16 protein-coding genes are annotated in these 19,120 nt (G+C 58.0%); 7 read left to right on the top strand and 9 right to left on the bottom strand.

Annotated elements, in window-relative coordinates; translation table 11 throughout:
- Nucleotides 1–8 precede the first annotated feature (8 nt).
- Both D3227_RS32215 and D3227_RS32210 read right to left on the bottom strand, forming a co-directional pair.
- A complete protein-coding gene (locus tag D3227_RS32215; protein ID WP_120018215.1) occupies nt 9–1,445 on the bottom strand; it encodes a polysaccharide biosynthesis/export family protein in 1,437 nt (478 codons plus the stop codon).
- A 13-nt stretch (nt 1,446–1,458) separates the two neighbouring features.
- Nucleotides 1,459–2,325 (bottom strand): glycosyltransferase family 2 protein, encoded by an 867-nt coding sequence (locus tag D3227_RS32210; protein WP_120018214.1) that lies wholly within the window; start codon nt 2,323–2,325, stop codon nt 1,459–1,461.
- 334 nt (nt 2,326–2,659) lie between these two features.
- Between D3227_RS32210 and D3227_RS32205 the strand changes: the two genes are divergently transcribed.
- From D3227_RS32205 to D3227_RS32190, 4 genes are all read left to right on the top strand, one after another.
- A complete protein-coding gene (locus D3227_RS32205) occupies nt 2,660–3,943 on the top strand; it encodes a glycosyltransferase (protein WP_425374574.1) in 1,284 nt (427 codons plus the stop codon).
- Between the two features lie 233 nt (nt 3,944–4,176).
- Nucleotides 4,177–5,160 (top strand): class I SAM-dependent methyltransferase, encoded by a 984-nt coding sequence (locus D3227_RS32200; protein ID WP_167480950.1) that lies wholly within the window; start codon nt 4,177–4,179, stop codon nt 5,158–5,160.
- A gap of 23 nt (nt 5,161–5,183) precedes the next feature.
- Nucleotides 5,184–6,188: a glycosyltransferase family 2 protein gene (locus tag D3227_RS32195; RefSeq protein WP_120018212.1), complete on the top strand. Its 1,005-nt coding sequence runs from the start codon at nt 5,184–5,186 to the stop codon at nt 6,186–6,188.
- A gap of 90 nt (nt 6,189–6,278) precedes the next feature.
- Nucleotides 6,279–7,184 (top strand): DUF707 domain-containing protein, encoded by a 906-nt coding sequence (locus D3227_RS32190; protein ID WP_245451977.1) that lies wholly within the window; start codon nt 6,279–6,281, stop codon nt 7,182–7,184.
- 652 nt (nt 7,185–7,836) lie between these two features.
- Here the strand turns inward: D3227_RS32190 and D3227_RS32185 are convergent.
- The 4 genes from D3227_RS32185 to D3227_RS32170 all read right to left on the bottom strand — a co-directional run bounded on the left by D3227_RS32185 (nt 7,837) and on the right by D3227_RS32170 (nt 12,875).
- Complete coding sequence (locus tag D3227_RS32185) at nt 7,837–9,063, bottom strand: class I SAM-dependent methyltransferase (protein ID WP_245451976.1); 1,227 nt, start codon at nt 9,061–9,063, stop codon at nt 7,837–7,839.
- Nucleotides 9,060–10,313 carry a class I SAM-dependent methyltransferase gene (locus D3227_RS32180; RefSeq protein ID WP_167480945.1) on the bottom strand — a complete coding sequence of 418 codons (1,254 nt, stop codon included), beginning with the start codon at nt 10,311–10,313 and terminating at the stop codon, nt 9,060–9,062. The genes D3227_RS32185 and D3227_RS32180 overlap by 4 nt, the downstream gene beginning before the upstream one ends.
- Before the next feature lie 581 nt (nt 10,314–10,894).
- Nucleotides 10,895–11,287 (bottom strand): hypothetical protein, encoded by a 393-nt coding sequence (locus D3227_RS44470; RefSeq protein ID WP_147377727.1) that lies wholly within the window; start codon nt 11,285–11,287, stop codon nt 10,895–10,897.
- Nucleotides 11,288–11,534: 247 nt separating this feature from the next.
- Entirely contained in the window at nt 11,535–12,875 is a 1,341-nt protein-coding gene (locus D3227_RS32170; protein ID WP_120018211.1) for a nucleotide sugar dehydrogenase, read from the bottom strand.
- A 315-nt stretch (nt 12,876–13,190) separates the two neighbouring features.
- Between D3227_RS32170 and D3227_RS32165 the strand changes: the two genes are divergently transcribed.
- Nucleotides 13,191–14,153, top strand: a complete 963-nt coding sequence (locus D3227_RS32165) for an NAD-dependent epimerase/dehydratase family protein (protein WP_167480944.1) — start codon at nt 13,191–13,193, stop codon at nt 14,151–14,153.
- Nucleotides 14,154–14,176: 23 nt separating this feature from the next.
- A complete protein-coding gene (locus D3227_RS32160; RefSeq protein ID WP_120018210.1) occupies nt 14,177–15,490 on the top strand; it encodes a glycosyltransferase family 4 protein in 1,314 nt (437 codons plus the stop codon).
- 333 nt (nt 15,491–15,823) lie between these two features.
- On the opposite strand, the gene D3227_RS32155 is transcribed toward D3227_RS32160, so the two are convergent.
- From D3227_RS32155 to rfbF, 3 genes are all read right to left on the bottom strand, one after another.
- Entirely contained in the window at nt 15,824–16,033 is a 210-nt protein-coding gene (locus D3227_RS32155) for a hypothetical protein (protein ID WP_147377726.1), read from the bottom strand.
- 212 nt (nt 16,034–16,245) lie between these two features.
- A complete protein-coding gene (locus tag D3227_RS32150) occupies nt 16,246–17,289 on the bottom strand; it encodes an NAD-dependent epimerase/dehydratase family protein (protein ID WP_120018208.1) in 1,044 nt (347 codons plus the stop codon).
- Nucleotides 17,225–18,064, bottom strand: coding sequence for a glucose-1-phosphate cytidylyltransferase (rfbF, locus tag D3227_RS32145; protein WP_120018207.1), 840 nt, complete (start codon nt 18,062–18,064; stop codon nt 17,225–17,227). The genes D3227_RS32150 and rfbF overlap by 65 nt, the downstream gene beginning before the upstream one ends.
- A gap of 89 nt (nt 18,065–18,153) precedes the next feature.
- Here rfbF and D3227_RS32140 point away from each other — a divergent pair, with 89 nt between their 5' ends.
- Nucleotides 18,154–18,978: a PIG-L deacetylase family protein gene (locus D3227_RS32140; RefSeq protein WP_120018206.1), complete on the top strand. Its 825-nt coding sequence runs from the start codon at nt 18,154–18,156 to the stop codon at nt 18,976–18,978.
- The last annotated feature ends 142 nt before the right edge of the window (nt 18,979–19,120 follow it).

Here is a 19,120-nt window from a genome sequence, read left to right as displayed (position 1 = left end):
CTGATGGCCTACGGAATGGCTACGGAATCGCTGGCAGCATCTTGTTGAAGTGCTATTCCGGGCGCCTGCTTCCGTCCGACTGACATAGCGCCAAGCATGCCCGGTTCATCCGGAAGCAGCGGTATATCGATCTTTACGGTATCTCCTGGCTCGACAGCGCTCGTTTCGGTGGCCGGAATCTGCTCTGTCGTGCCATCCGCCAAAGGTCGGAAAATCTTATAGACCGGCGTGGCCAATTCGGACTCGGCTCTACGAGCCAGAAGACTTGGCGCGGACACCTCTGAATCGTACAATAGCCGCTTGGTCGTCTCGGTCTTGCTTTCGAGAGCATCGAGTTCAGCCTGTACCTGACGCAAGTCGGTGGTGACCTCGTTTCTCCTTCCGTCCTGAAGTTCGAGAATCGAAATGTCCGTCTTGCTTATTTCCTGACGCCCCCGTAGCAGGCTGGTTTCCGCCGACAACCTCTCACTCTGCGTTTGCGCAAGGGTTCGTTCCAGAGAAAATTCACGTGGCGCCACCGCGAGTCCTTTGTCCACGAGCGCCGAGACGTTCTTCAACTCTTTTTGGATAGACTCGATCTGTTTGTCGAGGAAGACGAGCTGCTCCTCCAGTGAAGCCAGTTCTTTCTCGAGGAACTCGCGCAGACTCTGAAGCGCCTTGATTTGGGTATCTAGCCCCTCGCTTCGTGCCTGGAAGATCAAACCCTCCTGCTTTACAGTCATGGCAATGGCGCTGTCCTGAATGCGTGAGGTCAGCTCGGGTGGAAACTGAATTTCGCTGGCATGAGAAAGTTCCGCCTCGAGCCGCGCCCTGCGGGCGAGGAGGTTGGCCTCGTTCAGCCTAAGCAGACTAATATCGCCTCGACTCTGGATCGCTTCGCGTTCGAACCTCGCGTCCCTGTCTTCCCGCATTCGCAATCCGCCTGCGAGGCTCAATGCCTGCAATACCGTTAGCCCTGGCCGGTATGCGAACTCGCCCGATTGCGTCACTTTGCCAACAACGTAGAATGGTCGGAACTGGACGATTTCCACCGCGGTGTTTGGTGGTCTCGCCAGGCCGACGCTGTTCATCAAGCTCTCGCCGATCGAGTTCGCAATTTCGTTGGTGGTCAGGCCGGCGGCCTTGATCTCGCCGACCAGCGGCAGCGATAGCGAGCCATCCGGACCAACCGTATATGTGTCATTCATGGCTTCCCAGGCGAAGATCGTGTCGCGCGAGGGGCGCCATTCGTAGACCTTGATTCGGAGCTTGTCTTGCGGCCCGAGCAGATATTCCTTGGAGCTGGCAGACGAAGCACCCAAGATGCAGGCCAATGACAGTCCTGCCGATACCGCGACATGGAGAAGGCGCGTGGCGGTGCGCCGATTGGACGGGTTGTCAGAGCATCGAGCCCGGCGAATTGAGCAGCTGCCGTTGTCGATCGATAGTGACGGGTCTTCGAGCATCTTTGCCTTTGTCCTAAATCTCCAGAATATACTCTGGCTCCACCCGGCCTCTTGCGACATGCGAAATGGCCAGGAGATTGCCGCGCAGACGACCTCGTCGGTCGACGAAGGATTCTGGCCACAAACTGCGCGCGAGATTGGCAAGAAGGTTTTTGCCAATCAGGCTTAATGCGAAGGTCAACGGAACGGTACCTTTGCGGATCAGGTAGATCGGGTTCGCCACCTGAGAATAGCCGAAGCGGACACCACTGACGCGACCGCTCTTGACGCCGAGATGAACCCCACGGATCGAGTGCAAGGCAACAACGCGCCCCTTGGCTCTCAGTTGGATGGTGAAATCGACATCTTCTTGCCACCCATAGAGCACCAGGCGCTCGTCAAAGCGCAGGTCGCCGATGAATGCCGCTCTTATGGACATGTTGCAGCCGTAGCCGCAAAGTTTTTCCACGCCTCCCGTTTCAGCCGCGGGGCCCGCCTCTCGCAGCGCCTGGATACCCTCATCCCACGTCAGCCCCGCTGTGGTTGCTCCATCCTTCAGCACCCTTCCTGTCACCACTGCCCAGTCCGGCTGCTGCTCGAACGCCGTCGATACGCCGGCGAGATAGGTGTCTTCGGGAATGAAGTCGTCATCGAAAAAAGTGACGATGTCGAAGCGGTCGGCCGCGACGTCGAGGGCGATGTTGCGTTGCGCCGGCAAGCCGGTCTTTCCGAACACGCTCGTTACGGGAAAAGTGCAGGCTATGCTGTTCGGAACATGCTTTGCGTCGGGGGCCGAGATTATGACCGCGTCCGGCAGTCTGGTCTGTTGCTCGAGCTGCGCGAGAAGCCGGGTCACGTGTTCAGGCCGACCAAACGTTGCAATGACGACGGCCAGTTTCATCGAGAATCAAACTCCGCACGGGCCAATGGACACAAATAGGAGTTCGGGCCTGTTTGTGAGGCGAGCATGCCCGGCATCTTAGTCCGTCAGCTCCACCGCTACAGCATGCGCATAAGGTTAGCTTCGACGTGTGCTTAGGCCCATCGAAGTAGGACGTGTACTCCGTTGGAATATCGTCAGCCTCTGGCGAACGCTGAGCTTAGCCCGATAGGCAGCTTGTTTGGACTGTATGGACGACACACAGTTCCCGGGGGCCTGGCGAAAAGTTCCGAATGGCGCCAACGCTGCGGGAGGACACAACATGCGTCATGTGCGTCAGGCAAAATCGACCACGATGGAGCGCCTTGCCGCGAAGGATGCGCCCTCCATCAGCAAGGCGCCATTCCCTGCTATCGACCGCAACGCCCGCATCGCAGTAGTGCACGACTGGTGTCCGAATTTTCGAGGCGGAGAGCGGGTACTAGCCCGGATCTGCAAGATTTTTCCGAGAGCCGAGGTCTTTACGCTATTCGATTTTCTTCCAAAGGAAATCAAAGACGAATATTTTAAAGATGTTGTTTTTCATGTATCTCCAATAAACCGCTTGCCATTCGTGCAGAAATACTACCGGTCTCTCTTCTTTCTCTGCCCATTCATGATCGAGCAGTTTGATGTAACCGGATATGACGCAGTAATTTCCTCATCAGCCGCCTTCTCCAGAGGGGTTTTGACCAGGCCGGATCAGCCGCACCTTTGCTATGTGCACAGCCCGGTACGATATGCCTGGGACGAACAATTCTCTTACCTGCAGCAGGGCGGATTGGGATTTGGGCCCAAAGGCCTGGCGTTTCGCTATCTACTCCACAACCTGCGGACATGGGATACTCGAACTGCGCACGGCCCCGATTTGATGCTGGCAAATTCGAATTACGTGCGCTCCCGAATCCAGCGGATCTACGGCCGCGATGCGAGGGTGGTCCATCCGCCAGTGGCCATCCAGGAACTTGAATACGTCGCCAACAAGGATGACTACTACGTAACGGCCGCGTTCCATGCGCCTTACAAGCGCACGGACCTGATCATCGAGGCGTTCAGCAAGACGCCGTCGCGCCGCCTGGTCGTTGTGGGCGACGACGTGCAATCAAAGCATCTCAGGTCGATTGCTGGTCCCAACATCATATTCACCGGTTATCTGCCGCGGCACGAATACATCGACAGAATTGCGAAAGCGCGCGCGATGGTTTTCGCCGGATGCGAGGATTTCGGAATTGCACTGGCCGAGGCGCAGGCTTGCGGTACTCCCTTGATCGCTTTCGGCCGTGGAGGCGCCCGCGACATCGTTCGGCCGCTTGGCGAAAGCAGTCATCCGACCGGTGTCCTCTTCAGCAGTCAGACGATCGAATCCATAGCGGATGCAATTGATCTGTTTGAAGAAAACAGGCTGTCCATTGCGCCGAACGTCTGCCGAATGAATGCGACCAGGTTTTCCGAGGAAAGGTTCGACCTTGCGATATTCGATGCTCTCGGCCTTGCCCAGTCCGTCCAGTCCGCTCGCGAAATGGGCCACAATGAATTTCTCGGAGCGGAGACTTCGGCACGCGGCATATCCGGTTCTCTTGCCGAGCCAGCCTTGCCATGAATTCAGTTGACCCGCACACGGCCAGGAACGGCCACGCGCTTCGGCCGGCGGCGTGTCCATGCTGCTCTGCGTCGGTTGGTCGATCGATCTACCGGGTCGGATCCGTCCCCGTGCATAGCTGCGTCCTGCTGAACTCGGCCGAAGAAGCTCGCGCCTTTCCTCGCCGCGATCTTGAACTCGCATTCTGCGAAGCATGCGGCTTCATATTCAACAAGGCCTTTGACGAAAAGGTCATGGTCTACTCGACCAATTTCGAGGAATCCCAGCACTTTTCCGGCACTTTCAACAGCTTTGCGAAGAGGCTTGCACATGAGATTGCGCAGAAATGCGCGATCTCCGGCAAGCGGGTGCTGGAGATCGGCTGCGGCAAGGGGGAGTTTCTCCGTGAACTTTGTGTGTTCGGCAACGCCACCGGACTGGGCATCGATCCAGGCTATCGGGCCGATAAAGGACGCAATGAAGACCTGGGCGATGTAAAATTCATCGTCGATTTCTTCGGGCCGGATTACCGACACCTCGAAGCGGATGCAGTCCTCTGCCGCCACACGCTCGAACACATAAGTTCAGTCGCTGCTTTCGTGCGGCTGATCCGCGAGATGATCGGCGAACGGACCGGAGATTGGGTGTTCTTCGAGACGCCGGACGCAAAGCGCGTGCTGGCCGAGAGTGCGTTCTGGGACATCTACTACGAGCATTGTTCCTACTTCAGTCCCGGAGCGCACGCGCGGCTGTTTCGCCAGGAAGGCTTCGACGTCACCGATCTGGAACTCGTCTACGACAACCAGTACATCGTCCAGTACGCCCGACCATCAATTGGCCAAACCAAACCAAGACTGCCGCTCGAGCGAGACCTCGAAGAAATGCACCGATTGGCGGAAACGTTTCCCGTCCGCGTTCGGGCCTGCCAGCATCTATGGCAGGAGCGCATCCGCTCGGCGCACGCTGCTGGCCGGCGGGTGGTCCTGTGGGGCGGCGGTTCCAAGGCGGTCTCGTTTCTGACGACCTTGCAGATTGGAGACGAGGTATCGGCTGCAGTCGACATCAACCCCTACAAGCAAGGCAAGTTTACGCCTGGGACCGGCCATCCGGTGATTGCACCTGCTGACCTCGTGCAAAATCCACCCGACCTCGTAATCGTAATGAACCCGATTTACCGAAACGAAGTGGTGCAGTCCCTGGAAGCGCTGGACCTGCGACCTGAAGTCGTCTCGGTCTGATCATCGTCGAGAAGAACCTGAAGATGGAACATTCCAAGTCGCCCCGAGTATCCCTTGGTCTGCCCGTTTACAATGGCGAGAATTTCGTCTCCGAGGCGATCCAGTCGATCCTGAAACAGGACTTCGATGATTTCGAGTTAATCATAGCTGACAATGCATCAACCGACCGTACGGCTGAAATCTGCCTCGACTTCGCCGCTGGCGACGAAAGAATCCGCTATGTCCGGAATGAAAGCAATTTGGGTGCGTCGGGTAATTACAATCTGACTTTCCAGCTGGCGCGGGGAGAGTTCTTCAAGTGGTGCGCGCATGATGATTTCATAAGTGCCAATTTCGTCAGACTCGGCGTGACGGCATTGGTCGCGGATCGGGAAGCGGTGGTTGCCTATGGCAAGCTCGAATATGTCGACGCAAACAGCAAGATCATTCCTAGGCCCGCCAGCGGCGAGCCGAGTGTTTCCGTGTATGCCACTACGTTCCCCGACATGACAGGGATAACACCCGGCCGCCGGTTTCGAATGCTGGTAGCGGCGGGCGGGTCGGATAATGCGATGTTTGGCATCATGCGCCGTGCGGCCCTGGCGAAAACGTCGCTTCACCGAAAATACTATATGTCTGACCGCGCTCTTCTGGTTGACCTAGCGGTGCTGGGCACATTTGTCGACGTTCCAGGGATGACGCTCTACAACCGGGATCATGCCGGGCGCTCGACGAAACTTGCGGACAAGGTGACGCGCAGCAAGTGGACCAATCCCGGCGTCAAGAACCACCGGTGCTTCGAACATCTGAGCCTGCTGTCGCATCAACTGGAAATCGCCTGGAAAGGCAGAGGCGTCGCGCCACTGCATACGACACTGCCGTATCTGACGGTGTGGGCGCTGCATCCATTCCGGGTTGGTTGCTATGTGCTGGAACTAGTCGGCGCCGTTTCGCCAACCCTGCGGCAATCGATAGGGACGTCGATCCGGCGACTAGGGGCGCCATTTGGAAAATCGCCCAGCGTTCGCCTTCAGAAGTCCGATAACTGATCGATCGACGCTGTGCGGCGCGCCAACCCAAACGGCTCAGAGGGTTCGTCCGGATCGGGACTGCCGGCCGGTACCGGCAGAAAGAACCTTGTGATCGTACGGGCAGGGCGTGGATCGCTGCATTCCGGCTGGGCGCAACGAACCGGCGAGGCCGAATTCGATCTTCTGGTCGCTGCCTACGAGGCAGGTGCACCCGGCGGGCCGGAGGGGCTCAACATTTTTCTTCCGGGCCGGAAGATTGCCGGCTATCATTTACTGTTCGAACACTATCCGGAAATCCTGACGCGATATGAATACATAGCGCTGATCGACGATGATATCCAGACGACGGCGCATGAGTTAAACCGCCTGTTTGGGATTGGACGGCAGTACAATCTCGATCTGTTTCAGCCCGCATTGGCATGGGACAGCCATTTCTCCTATGCTGCGACGCTGACCAACAGGAAGCATTACCTTCTTCGGTACACGAATACCGTGGAAATGATGTGTCCGGTGTTCAGCGCGAAATATCTTGCCGCGGCCCGGAGCCTGTTCGGGCTTGGCTACGAGACTGGCATTGATTTGCTGTGGACCCGTCTGACCGATTCACCATGGCTGCGGTTCGCCATAGTAGACGACATCGTGGTAAGACACACGCGGCCGGTCGGGACAACAAAGTCGCTTCAGGGGTTCGGCGCTGACGAACCCTATGACGTACAGGTTGATGCTGTGTTGAAGAGGTTCGGCGCTGCGTTTCGCGGGTTCGTGACCTATGCAGCTGTCGACCGGCGCGGGCAACTGGTCCGCTCCCGCTTTCTCCTCGGGCTCAACTCCCTCTCGCTTTTGCAGGGGCTGCTCAAGACGCCACTCAATTGGGCGCAGTTCGTGCGTCGGGCGACCGACTATACGCGACATTGCTGGTTGAGGCCGGTCAACCTGCAACGCATCGACATCGATGGAGTGGGAAAGCCACACCGTCAGCCGCAAAGTGCGGTTCGCCGGCTCATGCCACGATGATGTCCGGCGTCAGACCAAGCTTGTTCGTCGCCTGGGCAACTTCGTTTCGACAGAGCGGGTTCATCATGATGATCGAGCGAAAGGGTCTGCCGCGCAGGCTCTCCGGCCCAACCACACGAGTGCCTGCGCCTGGAGCAATCGCCCTGCTTGTGCGGGTTGACGTCGACCAGAACACTTATGCGCGCCCTCACCAGGCGACGTTGTGGCGATAGGTTTGGTCGAAGCGGCGGGCCAACGCATCGATCGTCGCGATTCTTGAAAGATCGGCCGTCGCCGGCGCTCCCTGCCTATGAAAAAGGGAAGGCTCGGCACCGTGACTCACAACCACAAGCGGAATGGCACGACCACACTGTTTGAGCCGTAGATCTCTCTCCAGCTATCGTTTGTCGAGCTGGAATCTCGCGAACGCAGAGCTGTCGCGGGACACGGATGCCGTTTCGCGTGCTTGCTCATCATTCTATTCCACCACCCGAGGTGCGGCGCGGCAATCAAAGTGAGAGCGCCTCTCTCCCAGATTGTCGCGCTAAAAGCGAGCGGGAAAGTCCGATGACCCCTGGTGGAATGGCCGTACTGATCTCGATTGGCACGGTCAATGGATATTCCCTACCAATCCCGTTCTGTGCTTTAGTGCCGCCGCGGTTGGCTTGAACTTTCATGCAACGGCAATCTCCGGTGTGAAGCCGAGCTCTGCTACCAGACTGGTGATCTCCTCGCGGTAGAGCGGGTTCATGACGATGATTGATTTGACTGGCTGGTCGCGCAACGCCTCCGGAGCAACGACCGGCGTAGCGGTTCCTGGCGCAAAGCGACCTTGCTTGTGCGGATTCACGTCGATGATCGCGCGGATCCGATCGGCGCCTGGCACCACGTTGACGAATGTAATGCCCTTCGATCCCCCTCCCCAGACGACGGTCTGCTGGGGATTGCGCCCGGCAAGGTAACCCCCCAATCGCTCGACCTTGTCGCGATAGGCGCGCTCGAAATTGCGGACGAGCATCTCGATCTCGCGGCTGTCAACGGAAGTAGCATACCTGGGGGCAGCCGGCCGCGCCTCGATGTAAAGATACTGGTCGCCGAAAGACGTTCCTGCATCCAGCACTCGAAAGCCAGCCGTCTCGAACGCCGCGTTCAGCGAAGCGGGCGTGAAATAGGAGGCGTGCTCATAAATGAGGTCCCAGATTCCCATATCTCGGAGCGTGTAGAGGACATTCGGGACCTCAAAGAAGAACACCGTCTCCGGTCCGATGCCCGGATGGGCGCGAAGGGCGCGCAGAAATTTCACCGGCTCGGCGATATGTTCGAGAACCTGGCGGCACACCACTAGGTCAGGATGCAGATCCGCGTAGGAATCGCCGAACCAGTCGTTGATAAAGCGTACGCCAGGAACCGCCTCCCCCCGGTTGTCCTCGAAGCTCTTGTCGAAACCAATGCCCTGCGCACCGCTGATCAAGCTTAGCCGCTTCAGGAAATCCCCCTTGCCGCATCCAATATCGACGATCGTCTTCCCAGAGAGCGCGTAGGTCCTGCTCAGGCGCTCGGCCAGCGTTTCAACAAACGCCACGAAACGGGGGGAGAAATGAAGCGAATTCTCGTAGCTTTGCGTATAACCGATGCGATTTTCCTCGAATGAGGCATTGAAGACGTGCGTGCAATCGAGGCAGAAGGTCGTCGCAAATCTGCCGGTCTGTGCCGCGCGCGCCGATGCCGCGTCCGCATAAAGCGCGTTGCAGAGCAGGGGCAACGCCTCAAAAAGTACTGAATTGAGCAGATTTCGCTGACCGCAGACCAAGCAATCGGTTCGAATGGAACCAGTCGACTGCGCCGTGGGTCCATCGGCTTTCTGGCAAACCATTTGCGCGCGGTCCGCCTGTTTTGTCATATGATTCTCGGCGTGGGGACGGGGAGGATGAATTTTCCGCCGCGTGCACGATACTTGGCCTGTTGATCGAGAATTTCGTCAACGAAATTCCAGGCAAGGAGAAGCACGTAGTCGGGTTGCACCTCGAGAAGCGCTTCAGTCGAGCGGATCGGCAGGCGCTGTCCGGGCATATATTTGTCGTGTTTATGTACGTTGCGATCCACGACGAAGTCCACGAGGTCGCGTCCAATGCCGACCGTGTTAATCAGCGTTGCTCCCTTGGCTGCCGCTCCATAGGCGGCAATCGTGGCACCCTGCGACTTTAACCGGCGCAAAAGCGCGGAAAGCTCGCGCTTCAGCCCGTCGACTTTGGTGGAGAAATCGCGGAAATAGCCAATCGTATCGATCCCGCGCGAGGCTTCATGGGCAAGCTGTTCCGTTACTGTCGCCCCCACGTTCTCGCGCGATTCCACATAAAGGCGCAGCGAACCGCCGTGGATTGAAAGGTGTTTGACCTCGTTGAGGTAAAGCCCGTGGCGGCGAAAGAGCTTATCCAGTGCAGTAACGGAAAAATAGCAAAGATGCTCGTGATAGATCGTATCGAACTCACAATGTTCGATCAAAGGCTCTACATAGGGTGCCTCGATAACCGCCACACCCTCATCCTTGAGAAGTCGGGCAATTCCTGCCACAAATCCGTTGGTGTCAGCCACGTGGGCGAGCACGTTATTGGCATGGATGACGTCCGCGCGCATGCCTTGCGCGCGCAGCGATTCAGCGAGATCGCTGGTGAAGAATGCACAGCGCGTGGGCACGCCGATCCTCTCGGCAGCGGCGGCAGGTCCGTCGGCCGGATCTATTCCGAGCACCCGAATTCCCGCTTCGACGTAATTCTTCAGCAAATAACCATCATTGCTCGCCAATTCGATGACAAGGCTCTCCGGGCCAAGGTCGCGGCGGTTGATCAGATCAAGCGTATTCGCACGCGAATGCTTTAAGAGCGCAGGGGAGAAAGAAGAATAGTACGGATAAGCGTCGGCAAAAAGAATTTGCGGATTCACCGTCTCGGTGATCTGGACGAGGCTGCAGTCTTTGCAGAACGCGACGCGCAGCGGAAAAATGGGCTCCAGTTCGCCGATGTCGGCGCTGGTGAGAAGGCGATCGGCTAGTGGCGTTTCACCAAACTCGAGAAACGTCTCAATGCCACTTCCACCGCAAGATCGGCAGGCCCGCTCGGTCACCGACTTCGCATCTAGGCACAACATGTCCATATCGTCCCCTTAGCTCGGCTCAGGCTGCTTTGGCCAGAACGGGAGCGCTGCCGGCTTGGAACGGCTGTCTGTTTTCTCGGCCAGCCGTGTCCCAAAGGTCCCCGCGAGGATACCCACTTTCATAAAGTCTTCCTCACCAACAAACACAGATCTCGAACGTCCATCAGTTTTGTTACCATGGCCGATCGGCGTTCAACAACGCGAGCGAATGGATGATGGAACCGCACCAAGGTGGACCTTTAGGCGGACCTTCAGCACCATGCTTGATAGTCAATTGCGACTGCGACTAAGGTCGTTTGAGGTAGGCGACTGGCCAGCGTCGGCTGTCATTGTTGCGCCGCATCCGGATGATGAGGGGTTGCGGTGGCGTTTCGGCCAAAAAGATTGCCTCGGGTTCCCAGGTCCGTTTGTTTTTGTCACCGATGGCGCCGCGTCTCATCGCGACCTTACGCACCCCGAAACCTTGCGGATGGCGCATCGATGCTGTGAAGTTTATGAGGCCCCGGACGTGCCGATCTCCATTTTTTGGCGACGACACTCAGCCGACATGCCCTATAGTTGATGCGGGCCAGAAAGTGCCATCAGAAATAATCCTCTTGCGTGACGGGCGGGGCATACGTTTTTAAAGCCTCGACGATCTCGGCATCCTGCGCGGGGTGACGTGGCCGGGCGCCGCAGAGAAGCCCAGCTTCTTCAGAAGATTCCGACCCATGGCGCTCGTGATAGTCCTTCTGGAGATCGACGCGCCGCCAGCGCACAACTCCGTCGACTGCGGGTTGGGACCGGTTTCGACAAATCTCGGCCAGCTCTGCCAGTTGATTTGTTGCTTTGGTAAAAGCCGCGGCTCGGGACCCACCATACCACGCGTCCTTGAGCCCTTCGGCCCGGCTTCGTTGAAGCGATGAAACCAGCCACGCAAGGTCTGGCGATCCATCCCGCCGATCCTGGCGGCGTCCGCTCGGCTCAGCCGTCAAGCACCGCCGCCAGCGAAAGCAACCGACTGCTCTGTCGCGCGTCCAGTGAAGCGCGAGCCAACCGGCGAAGCTCCGAGGCCGAATAGTCCCTGCGCAATTCAATTGCTGATCCCGATGGGCGAATCTCCTTCGCCCCAAAGGAACTTAAATCAGCCCCCAGTGGAATCTGGACCCGCGAGTCAGAAATAAGCGCCGCTGGTATTTGTCGATAGCAGGTTGACTAAGCCAGTGCGCAAACCGGGGCTCATCAGGCCTTTACGACGTTGTCGGTGCGTGACTGACTACGAGCACAAGCATTTCTGGTATCGAGCACCAGCTTTGCGTGCTTGGTGACGTACTGCCAATCAATTGCATCATGGTCTGTCGAGATGACAACGGCATCATACGATGCCAAACTGCTAGCGCAGATATCCACAGAGGGGCGACCTGCCAGGGTACCGTACTCTCTTGTTCCGGGTATCTCCGGTACGTAGGGGTCGTGGTAATCAACGACTGCCCCGCGTCGCTCCATTATGTCGATTAGCTTCAACGATGGACTTTCCCGTGTGTCACCCACGTTTTTCTTGTAGGACATCCCGATCACCAAGATCCGCGAACCGCTGAGGCCGCGGCTGGCTCGCTGGTCCAAGGCCTCCGCAAGGCGGGCAACCACATAATGCGGCATGTTCGTGTTGATTTCACCGGCAAGTTCGATGAAGCGCGTTGTTACTTCGTACTCTCTTGCCTTCCAGGTCAGGTAGAATGGGTCGATGGGGATGCAGTGGCCGCCAAGGCCGGGGCCTGGATAAAACGCCATATATCCGAACGGCTTGGTCTTGGCGGCTTCGATCACCTCCCAGACGTCGATGCCCATCCGGTCAAAAATCACCTTTAGCTCATTGACCAACGCAATGTTCACAGAGCGAAATATGTTCTCGGTTAGCTTCACAGCCTCCGCCGTTGCGGTGGAGGCTACGGGAACGGTTTGCACGATGATCTGGTCATACAGTTCCTTGGCAACCTGTAGGGACCATGGGTCGTCGGCGCCTATCACCTTTGCAACCGTGGCGGTGGTGTGTACGTCGTTGCCTGGGTCCACCCGTTCGGGCGAATAGGCGAGAAAAAAGTCCTTTCCTAGAGAAAGATTCGTCGCCTCGAGCAGCGGCTGCACGACCTCTCGCGTCGTTCCTGGCCAGGTCGTCGACTCCAGGACGACAAGTTGACCAGGGCGCAGCCGCTCCGCGATCGCACTTGCGCTATTTTCGACGAATGACAGGTTCGGCTCCCGGTTTTTGGTAAGCGGCGTTGGCACCGCTATCAAGATCGCGTCGGGTTCCCTCAGGTCGGCGAAATCGCTGGTGGCGCGAAACCGCTTGCTGTCGACAGCCACTTTGATGGCAGCACCAGGCAAATGATCTATGCCGGTTTCTCCGCGGTTAAGAAGTGCAACCCGAGATGCGTCGATGTCGAAACCGATGACCTTGAATCCCGCGTCCAGCGAGATCATGGCGAGCGGCAAACCAACGTAGCCGAGTCCCATGATGCCAATGGTGTAGTCCCGCGTTCGGATGCGGTTAATCAATTTCTCAAGGTCGGGAGCAGTGTGCATGAGATGCTGGCAACTTTCGCTTCAATGTCGACGACCTCAATTACCGCCTTGAAGCAGTTCACACCAATCAGCAAAATGTATGCGCTTAGCAACCCCCACAGCTGAAAATAGGACGGATTGCACCGTTGGGTGAACAGCCGAAATGCTTACGTCAAGCCACGTTGTCAAATAGACTTTGCGCTGCCACATTTAATTCTCAAGCGACGTCCTAGAGGCACTAGGAGCCACCTTCGCTCGCGATATCGAAAATGCCGCGATCGGCGATGGGGACGCACATTGCGTCAGTCGATTAACTATTCGGTTGAGGTGCGAATTATGATGCAATCGATCCTGGTAACTGGTGGAGCGGGCAATATTGGCAGTGCCCTTACTCGCGCGTTGGTCAAGCTACCTCAGACCCAGGTGGTCGTCGCTGACAACCTGTCGACCGGAAGTCGAGACAAGGTACAAATAGACGCGGGCAATCTGACCATAGTAAAGGCGGATGCGAACGATTTCGACGACATCTCGCCGTTGTTCTACCGCTTCCATTTCACCCACGTCTTTCACCTCGCAGCCGTGGTCGGTGTGCAGCGGACTTTGGCAAATCCCTTGCTCGTGCTGCGCGACATCACCGGTATCGAGAACGTGCTGAGGCTATGCAAGAACACCGGCGTCGAGCGTGTCTACTTCGCTTCGTCATCGGAGGTATATGGCGAGCCTTTCGAGTTTCCTCAAAACGAGAGTACCACCCCGCTTAACTCACGCCTGCCGTATGCAGTGGTGAAGAATCTTGGAGAGGTCTATCTGCGCACTTTTCAGCGTGAGTTTGGACTGCCATTTACCATTTTTCGCTTCTTCAACACCTACGGACCACGTCAGAGCGAGGATTTCGTTCTGCCGCGATTTGTGCGTGCCGCCCTGCGCGGCGAGCCCCTGACGATTTACGGGGACGGTTCGCAGACACGCACCTTCTGCTATGTCGACGACACGGTGGACGCTTGCATCGCGGTTCATCGAACGTGCGCACACGAGAACGAAGTGATCAACGTGGGCAGCGACGTGGAAATGAGCATTCGACAGCTGGCCGAAGTTGTCATCGAATTGCTGGGCTCCTCATCGAAATTGGAATTCCGACCGCCCCTTGCCGAGGGCGACATGACGCGCCGCTGTCCTGACACGAACAAGATGAAGGCTATGTTGAACCGTCCCTTAGTGCCGCTCGAAGAAGGCATTCGCCGTCTCGCCGACTACCTCGCCCGACCGGAATACCGTCCTGCACTTAGAAAAGTGGCTTGAACGAGCTGGCAGTGGGGAGTGACATGAAGCTCGTATACGTCGGTCAGCCGTACGATAGACTTTTTCCTCCTGTTCAAAACTCAATCGGGCTGATCGTCTACAATACGGCGCTGCGGCTCGGCGAAGGCCTTCAGATTACGCTCTATGGCAAGCATTATCGAGACGACACGGTGCCCGCGGACCTGCCGTTCGCGGTGCGGCGGGCTCCGGCGCGGCGTGACCATGCGCTACAGCGGGTCATCAACGAGTTTCCGCGTCTGGCGCGCTGGTTGCGGCTGGATCGGAGGGCCGATGACCACTCGCAATATCGTAACAAGGTTCGTCGGTACCTCGCCGTCGATCAACCAGATATTGTCCATTTAATGAATTACTGGACATGGTGCCGGGAACTGAAGGCAGCCAGCTCATCTCATCGGCTCGTGCTTGAGATGCAGTGTGAGTGGCTATCACAGCGTGACCGCGATCAGGTGGCCCGTCAGCTCAAGGTGGTGGATGCGGTGGTCGCTGTCAGCGATCACATCGCAAGGACTTTTCTTTCTGCATTCCCGGACTACCCTGGCGTCGTTGCCACCGTCGGTAATGGCGTGGACGTTTCTTACTTTCGGCCGAGCGAGCAGCGGACTTTCGCATCCACCAGAACCCGACGTGTCATCCTGTTCGTTGGGCGGGTGTCGCCAGAGAAGGGGCTTCACACACTGATCGAGGCCTTCAGTGAGGTCGCGGCCAGGTTCGCGGACGTGGAACTTCGGATCGCAGGGCCGCATTGGCCGCTTTCGGTGGACTTCCTGACCAGCCTCTCGTCGGATCCGCGGGTTACCGCATTGAGCCGTTTCTACGATCGCTGGGGCAATTGCAACTATCGGGAACACCTAGAGGAACTCATCGAGCGCCACGGGTTATCTGATCGAATTCACTTCGTGGGCAACGTGCCCCACAAGGACCTCGTAGCGACGTACCATGAGGCCGACATTGTAGTGAATCCGTCACTCAGCGAGAGCTTCGGAATATCGGTCGTGGAGGGCATGGCCTGCGGGATACCGGTGGTGGGAACGCGCGTGGGCGGGATGTGTGAATCCATTCTAACTGGCAGCACCGGGATGCTAGTCGAAGCCGACGCTCCTGGCGAGCTCGCCCAGGCATTGACCACGGTGCTGGAGGATACGGTCCTGGCAAGCGAAATGGGAAGCGAAGGGCGCAAGCGTGCCGTCGAGCTGTATTCGTGGGAGGCGCGCGCAGAGCGGCTCAAGTCGGTCTATCAGAAACTGCGCCCAGGAACGCGGATCCATGTTCACAAAGATCGTGAGCCATTGAGCCTAGCGGCGGTCGGCGATCGCTAAGTGCCTCGCAGCGGTGAAGGGTCTTGGGGAAGACGCTTGGCTCCGGCTGTCTTGGGTGAAGACGCTTGGCTCCGGCTGCCTTGATCTAGACGGGGATGGGCGGGCGCGCGTTCGCGCTACTGCAAGAAAGCCAAATCCAGGACGCACATTCTGCTCGCTGCCGTGGCGAGACCCAGGCTTTGGCGATTGAAGTGTCGATATCGCCTCCTGGCACTACCCGTGGGCTGACAGGGTCGCACCCGACACGAGGAGGAGGCTTGTTCTGCCAGGACCGCGACAACCTCTGCGTAACTACCTGGCGCGTCGATCTCGGTCTTCATCAAGCGCGCCGGTTTAGAGGAGCTCTAAGTCGTTTGGGGCAGGCGGTTCCACCTGCGAACGGCCTTCGATGGCGACCGCTTCAACATCTTCTTCGACGATGAACCCATCATGCAGCGTAGCTTGACAGATAGCTGTGTTGGCGATCCGCCACTTCGCATCACGCGTCGGTCTGGCGGTCTGGGAATGGCGCAACGACACCGGCCCGATCTTCGAGTCATTCACCGCGCGCTGCTGCACCCCCTGGCCGTACAGGAGAGCACCCCGAGTGGTTTTGCCTAACGGAAATGCATCAGCAGCGCTTGCGAGAACGCAAGCGGCGTCGTGCGGAGCTTCAGGAACATATCATGCGACTTCCACCGCAAGAGCGTCAGACATGCTCGGTTACAGACGCTGCACCAGCCATCATCATGGCCATGGCTCCCGGCTGTATTTGGTCAAACCGCAATCGCCAACTGCGGCGTGCGGCGCAGGTCGGCATCCAGTTCGCCGTTCCGGATCAGCTTCTGCACATGGGCGATGCGCTTGAACCGCTCGCCCTCGAAATCCTCGAGTGTGAGGCCTGCTGCGCGAAATGTGTCGTAGAGCTGTTCGATGCCGCGCCGCGCCGTCCATTGCGGCTTGAACCCGTGCAGGCGGCGGCCGATATAGGCGCAGTCGACGCGATAGCACCGCTTGTCTGGCCCGGCGTCGGGCGCGAACTCCACGCGGCTGCCGGGTACGATCGCCTGGACCAAGGCCGCGATCTCCCGGATCTGGTAGTTTTCCGTGGTCAAGCCGACATTGAATGCTTCATTGTGGACCAGATCCCGCTCGGCTTCCAGGACGGCGATATAGGCCAGCGCAATGTCCTCGACATGGACGATCGGACGCCATGGCGACCCGTCGCTTTTGAGGTAGACCAGACCGGTTGTGTAAGCCCAGGCGGTCAGGTTGTTGACCACGAGATCGAAACGGATGCGAGGCGACAGGCCGTAGGCCGTGGAAGCACGCAGGAATGTCGGGCTGAACGATTGATCCGCCATCGGCGCGACCGCTCGCTCCACATTCGCCTTTGACACACCGTACGGCGTAACCGGGTTGAAGGGAGCATCCTCAGTCAGAAAGCTGTCGCCTGCTGCGCCGTAATTGCTGCAAGAGGAGGCGTATAGGAACCGCTGGACACCGGCGGTCTTGGCGAGGTGCGCAAGCCTTACCGAAGCGCCGCAGTTGATCTCTTCCGTAAGCAGGGGCCGATAGTCCCCCAGGGGATCGTTTGAAAGTCCGGCGAGATGGATGATCGCGTCGAAGCCGGCGACGTCGTCGACCTCGATGTCACGGATGTCTTTCTCGATCGTCGGCACTTCGGCCAACTTTCCCACGAAAGTGCATGATCGGAAGATGTCGCTGTCTAGACCTGTAACGTCATGGCCGCGTTCAAGCAGCATCGGAGTTAGGACGGAACCGATGTAGCCGAGGTGGCCTGTAACCAGAACTTTCATCGATCAATTCCCATGTTTTCCAGGGCGCTTGCCCGCTGTCCCACAATTTCTGAAGGAGATGCTTTTCGCGGATGGTGTCCATGCATTGCCAGAAGGATTCGTGGCGGTATGCCATCAGCTGGCCGTCAGTGGCGAGCCGCTGCATCGGCGCATGTTCGAACATCACGTCGTCGCCATCGATATAGTCCTTCACGCCCGGTTCGAGCACGAAGAAGGCGCCGTTGATCCAACCCTCCGAGGCCTGTGGCTTTTCGGTGAAGTCGACAACGCGATTGCCATCGAATTCGATGTGCCCATAGCGTGCTGGCGGACGCACCGCCGTCATCGTTGCGAGCTTGCCATGCGATTTGTGAAAGGCGATCAGGTCATGAAGGTTGACGTCCGAAACGCCGTCACCCCAGGTGAGCATGACGGTCTCGTCGCCCATCCATTCGATCAGGCGTTTTATGCGGCCGCCCGTCAGTGTATTCAGTCCCGTCTCGACAAGATCGACGGACCAGTCAGGCAGCGAGTTCGAGTGGCGCTTGACGTTTCCCGATGCGGCATTGACAGTCAAGCTGCCATCGAATGCGACATAGTCGCTGAACCAGCGTTTGATGTATTCGCCCTTGTATCCCAGCGCGACCGCGAACTCGCGGTGTCCATAGGCATAATAATGCATCATGATATGCCAAAGGATTGGCTTAGCTCCGATTTCGACCATTGGTTTCGGCCGGATCTCGGTTTCTTCCGCCAGCCGCGTTCCCAGTCCGCCAGCAAGAATTCCTACCTTCATTGTTTTCTCACCCCAATCGCCTACAGTGTTTTGCTACCATGCGCAGGTCGGGTTGAACCACACCGAAGAAGGGATGATCGGAACCATCGATGCATGACGTCAGACATACGATTGGCGCTATGCTCGATAGAGCGATGCAAAAGCGGTCTCATCCATTCGACGTAGCAGACTGGCAGGCGTCGGCGGTCATCATCGCACCCCATCCCGATGATGAGACGTTGGGATGTGGAGGGGTCGCCAGCAAGAAGCTTAGCTCGGGCGCCGATGTCCGGTTTATTTTCGTTACCGACGGTTCGGCATCCCATCCAAATCGGATTGACAGTGAGGCACTGCGGATCGCCCGCGAGGGCGAAGCGATCGAGGCGGTTTGCCGGTTGGGCGGATCTGCTGATCGGGTGAGATTCCTGCGTGTTCCCGACGGGATGGCAAAGCATCATATCGGCAAGATCGCAGAGGCGATCGCTGAGTTGCTTTTCGTTTGGCAACCGCAGAGCGTGTTCGTCACCCATGCAAAAGAGCCGCCTGCGGACCATGTTGCCACCAATCTTGGCGCGCGAGGCGCGCTTAAACTGTATGGCCGGCGCGTGACCGTGTTCGAATATCCCGTCTGGTACTGGTATCAGTGGCCGTGGGTTCGCCTGCACGATCGTGTGCCTGGCCTCAGTCGCGTCGCGTTGCGGCAAACGATCCGGACCCTTGCAGGTTTGCGTGGGCTCATGCTGTTCAATTCGAACGCATATGTCGGCGACGTCGTTGACGTGAAAAGGCATGCGCTGGCCGCGCACCGATCACAGATGGAGCGGCCGGAAGGGCTGGACGACTGGCCGATCCTTCCGGATGTAGGGAGCGGCGATTTCGTCAAACGGCTGCTTAGCGATCATGAGATGTTCACGCGCTATGAGTTCAATGCATGAACGATGTCTTCCTTGCTGTGCCACCTCTGCCCTCGGCAGGTGGGGTCTGTGCGCTCGCGGCCAGGCCGAACTACTGATCAAGTGCACAAGAGCCAGCTTGCCCCCGACCGCACCTGCCGCTCACCGCCTGCCAACCAGGTGC

The organism is Mesorhizobium waimense (assembly GCF_003601975.1).
Taxonomy (GTDB): domain Bacteria; phylum Pseudomonadota; class Alphaproteobacteria; order Rhizobiales; family Rhizobiaceae; genus Mesorhizobium; species Mesorhizobium waimense.
Note: the sequence above shows the minus strand (reverse complement) of the source record. Positions and strands in the feature narration are given on the sequence as shown.

Excerpts from the sequence above, each read along its gene's own strand:
- D3227_RS32215 (WP_120018215.1), bottom strand. The coding sequence starts at position 1,445 with ATGCTCGAAGACCCGTCACTATCGATCGACAACGGCAGCTGCTCAATT.
- D3227_RS32210 (WP_120018214.1), bottom strand. The coding sequence starts at position 2,325 with ATGAAACTGGCCGTCGTCATTGCAACGTTTGGTCGGCCTGAACACGTG.
- D3227_RS32205 (WP_425374574.1), top strand. The coding sequence starts at position 2,660 with ATGGAGCGCCTTGCCGCGAAGGATGCGCCCTCCATCAGCAAGGCGCCA.
- D3227_RS32200 (WP_167480950.1), top strand. The coding sequence starts at position 4,177 with ATGGTCTACTCGACCAATTTCGAGGAATCCCAGCACTTTTCCGGCACT.
- D3227_RS32195 (WP_120018212.1), top strand. The coding sequence starts at position 5,184 with ATGGAACATTCCAAGTCGCCCCGAGTATCCCTTGGTCTGCCCGTTTAC.
- D3227_RS32185 (WP_245451976.1), bottom strand. The coding sequence starts at position 9,063 with ATGACAAAACAGGCGGACCGCGCGCAAATGGTTTGCCAGAAAGCCGAT.
- D3227_RS32180 (WP_167480945.1), bottom strand. The coding sequence starts at position 10,313 with ATGGACATGTTGTGCCTAGATGCGAAGTCGGTGACCGAGCGGGCCTGC.
- D3227_RS32170 (WP_120018211.1), bottom strand. The coding sequence starts at position 12,875 with ATGCACACTGCTCCCGACCTTGAGAAATTGATTAACCGCATCCGAACG.
- D3227_RS32165 (WP_167480944.1), top strand. The coding sequence starts at position 13,191 with ATGATGCAATCGATCCTGGTAACTGGTGGAGCGGGCAATATTGGCAGT.
- D3227_RS32160 (WP_120018210.1), top strand. The coding sequence starts at position 14,177 with ATGAAGCTCGTATACGTCGGTCAGCCGTACGATAGACTTTTTCCTCCT.
- D3227_RS32150 (WP_120018208.1), bottom strand. The coding sequence starts at position 17,289 with ATGAAAGTTCTGGTTACAGGCCACCTCGGCTACATCGGTTCCGTCCTA.
- rfbF (WP_120018207.1), bottom strand. The coding sequence starts at position 18,064 with ATGAAGGTAGGAATTCTTGCTGGCGGACTGGGAACGCGGCTGGCGGAA.
- D3227_RS32140 (WP_120018206.1), top strand. The coding sequence starts at position 18,154 with ATGCATGACGTCAGACATACGATTGGCGCTATGCTCGATAGAGCGATG.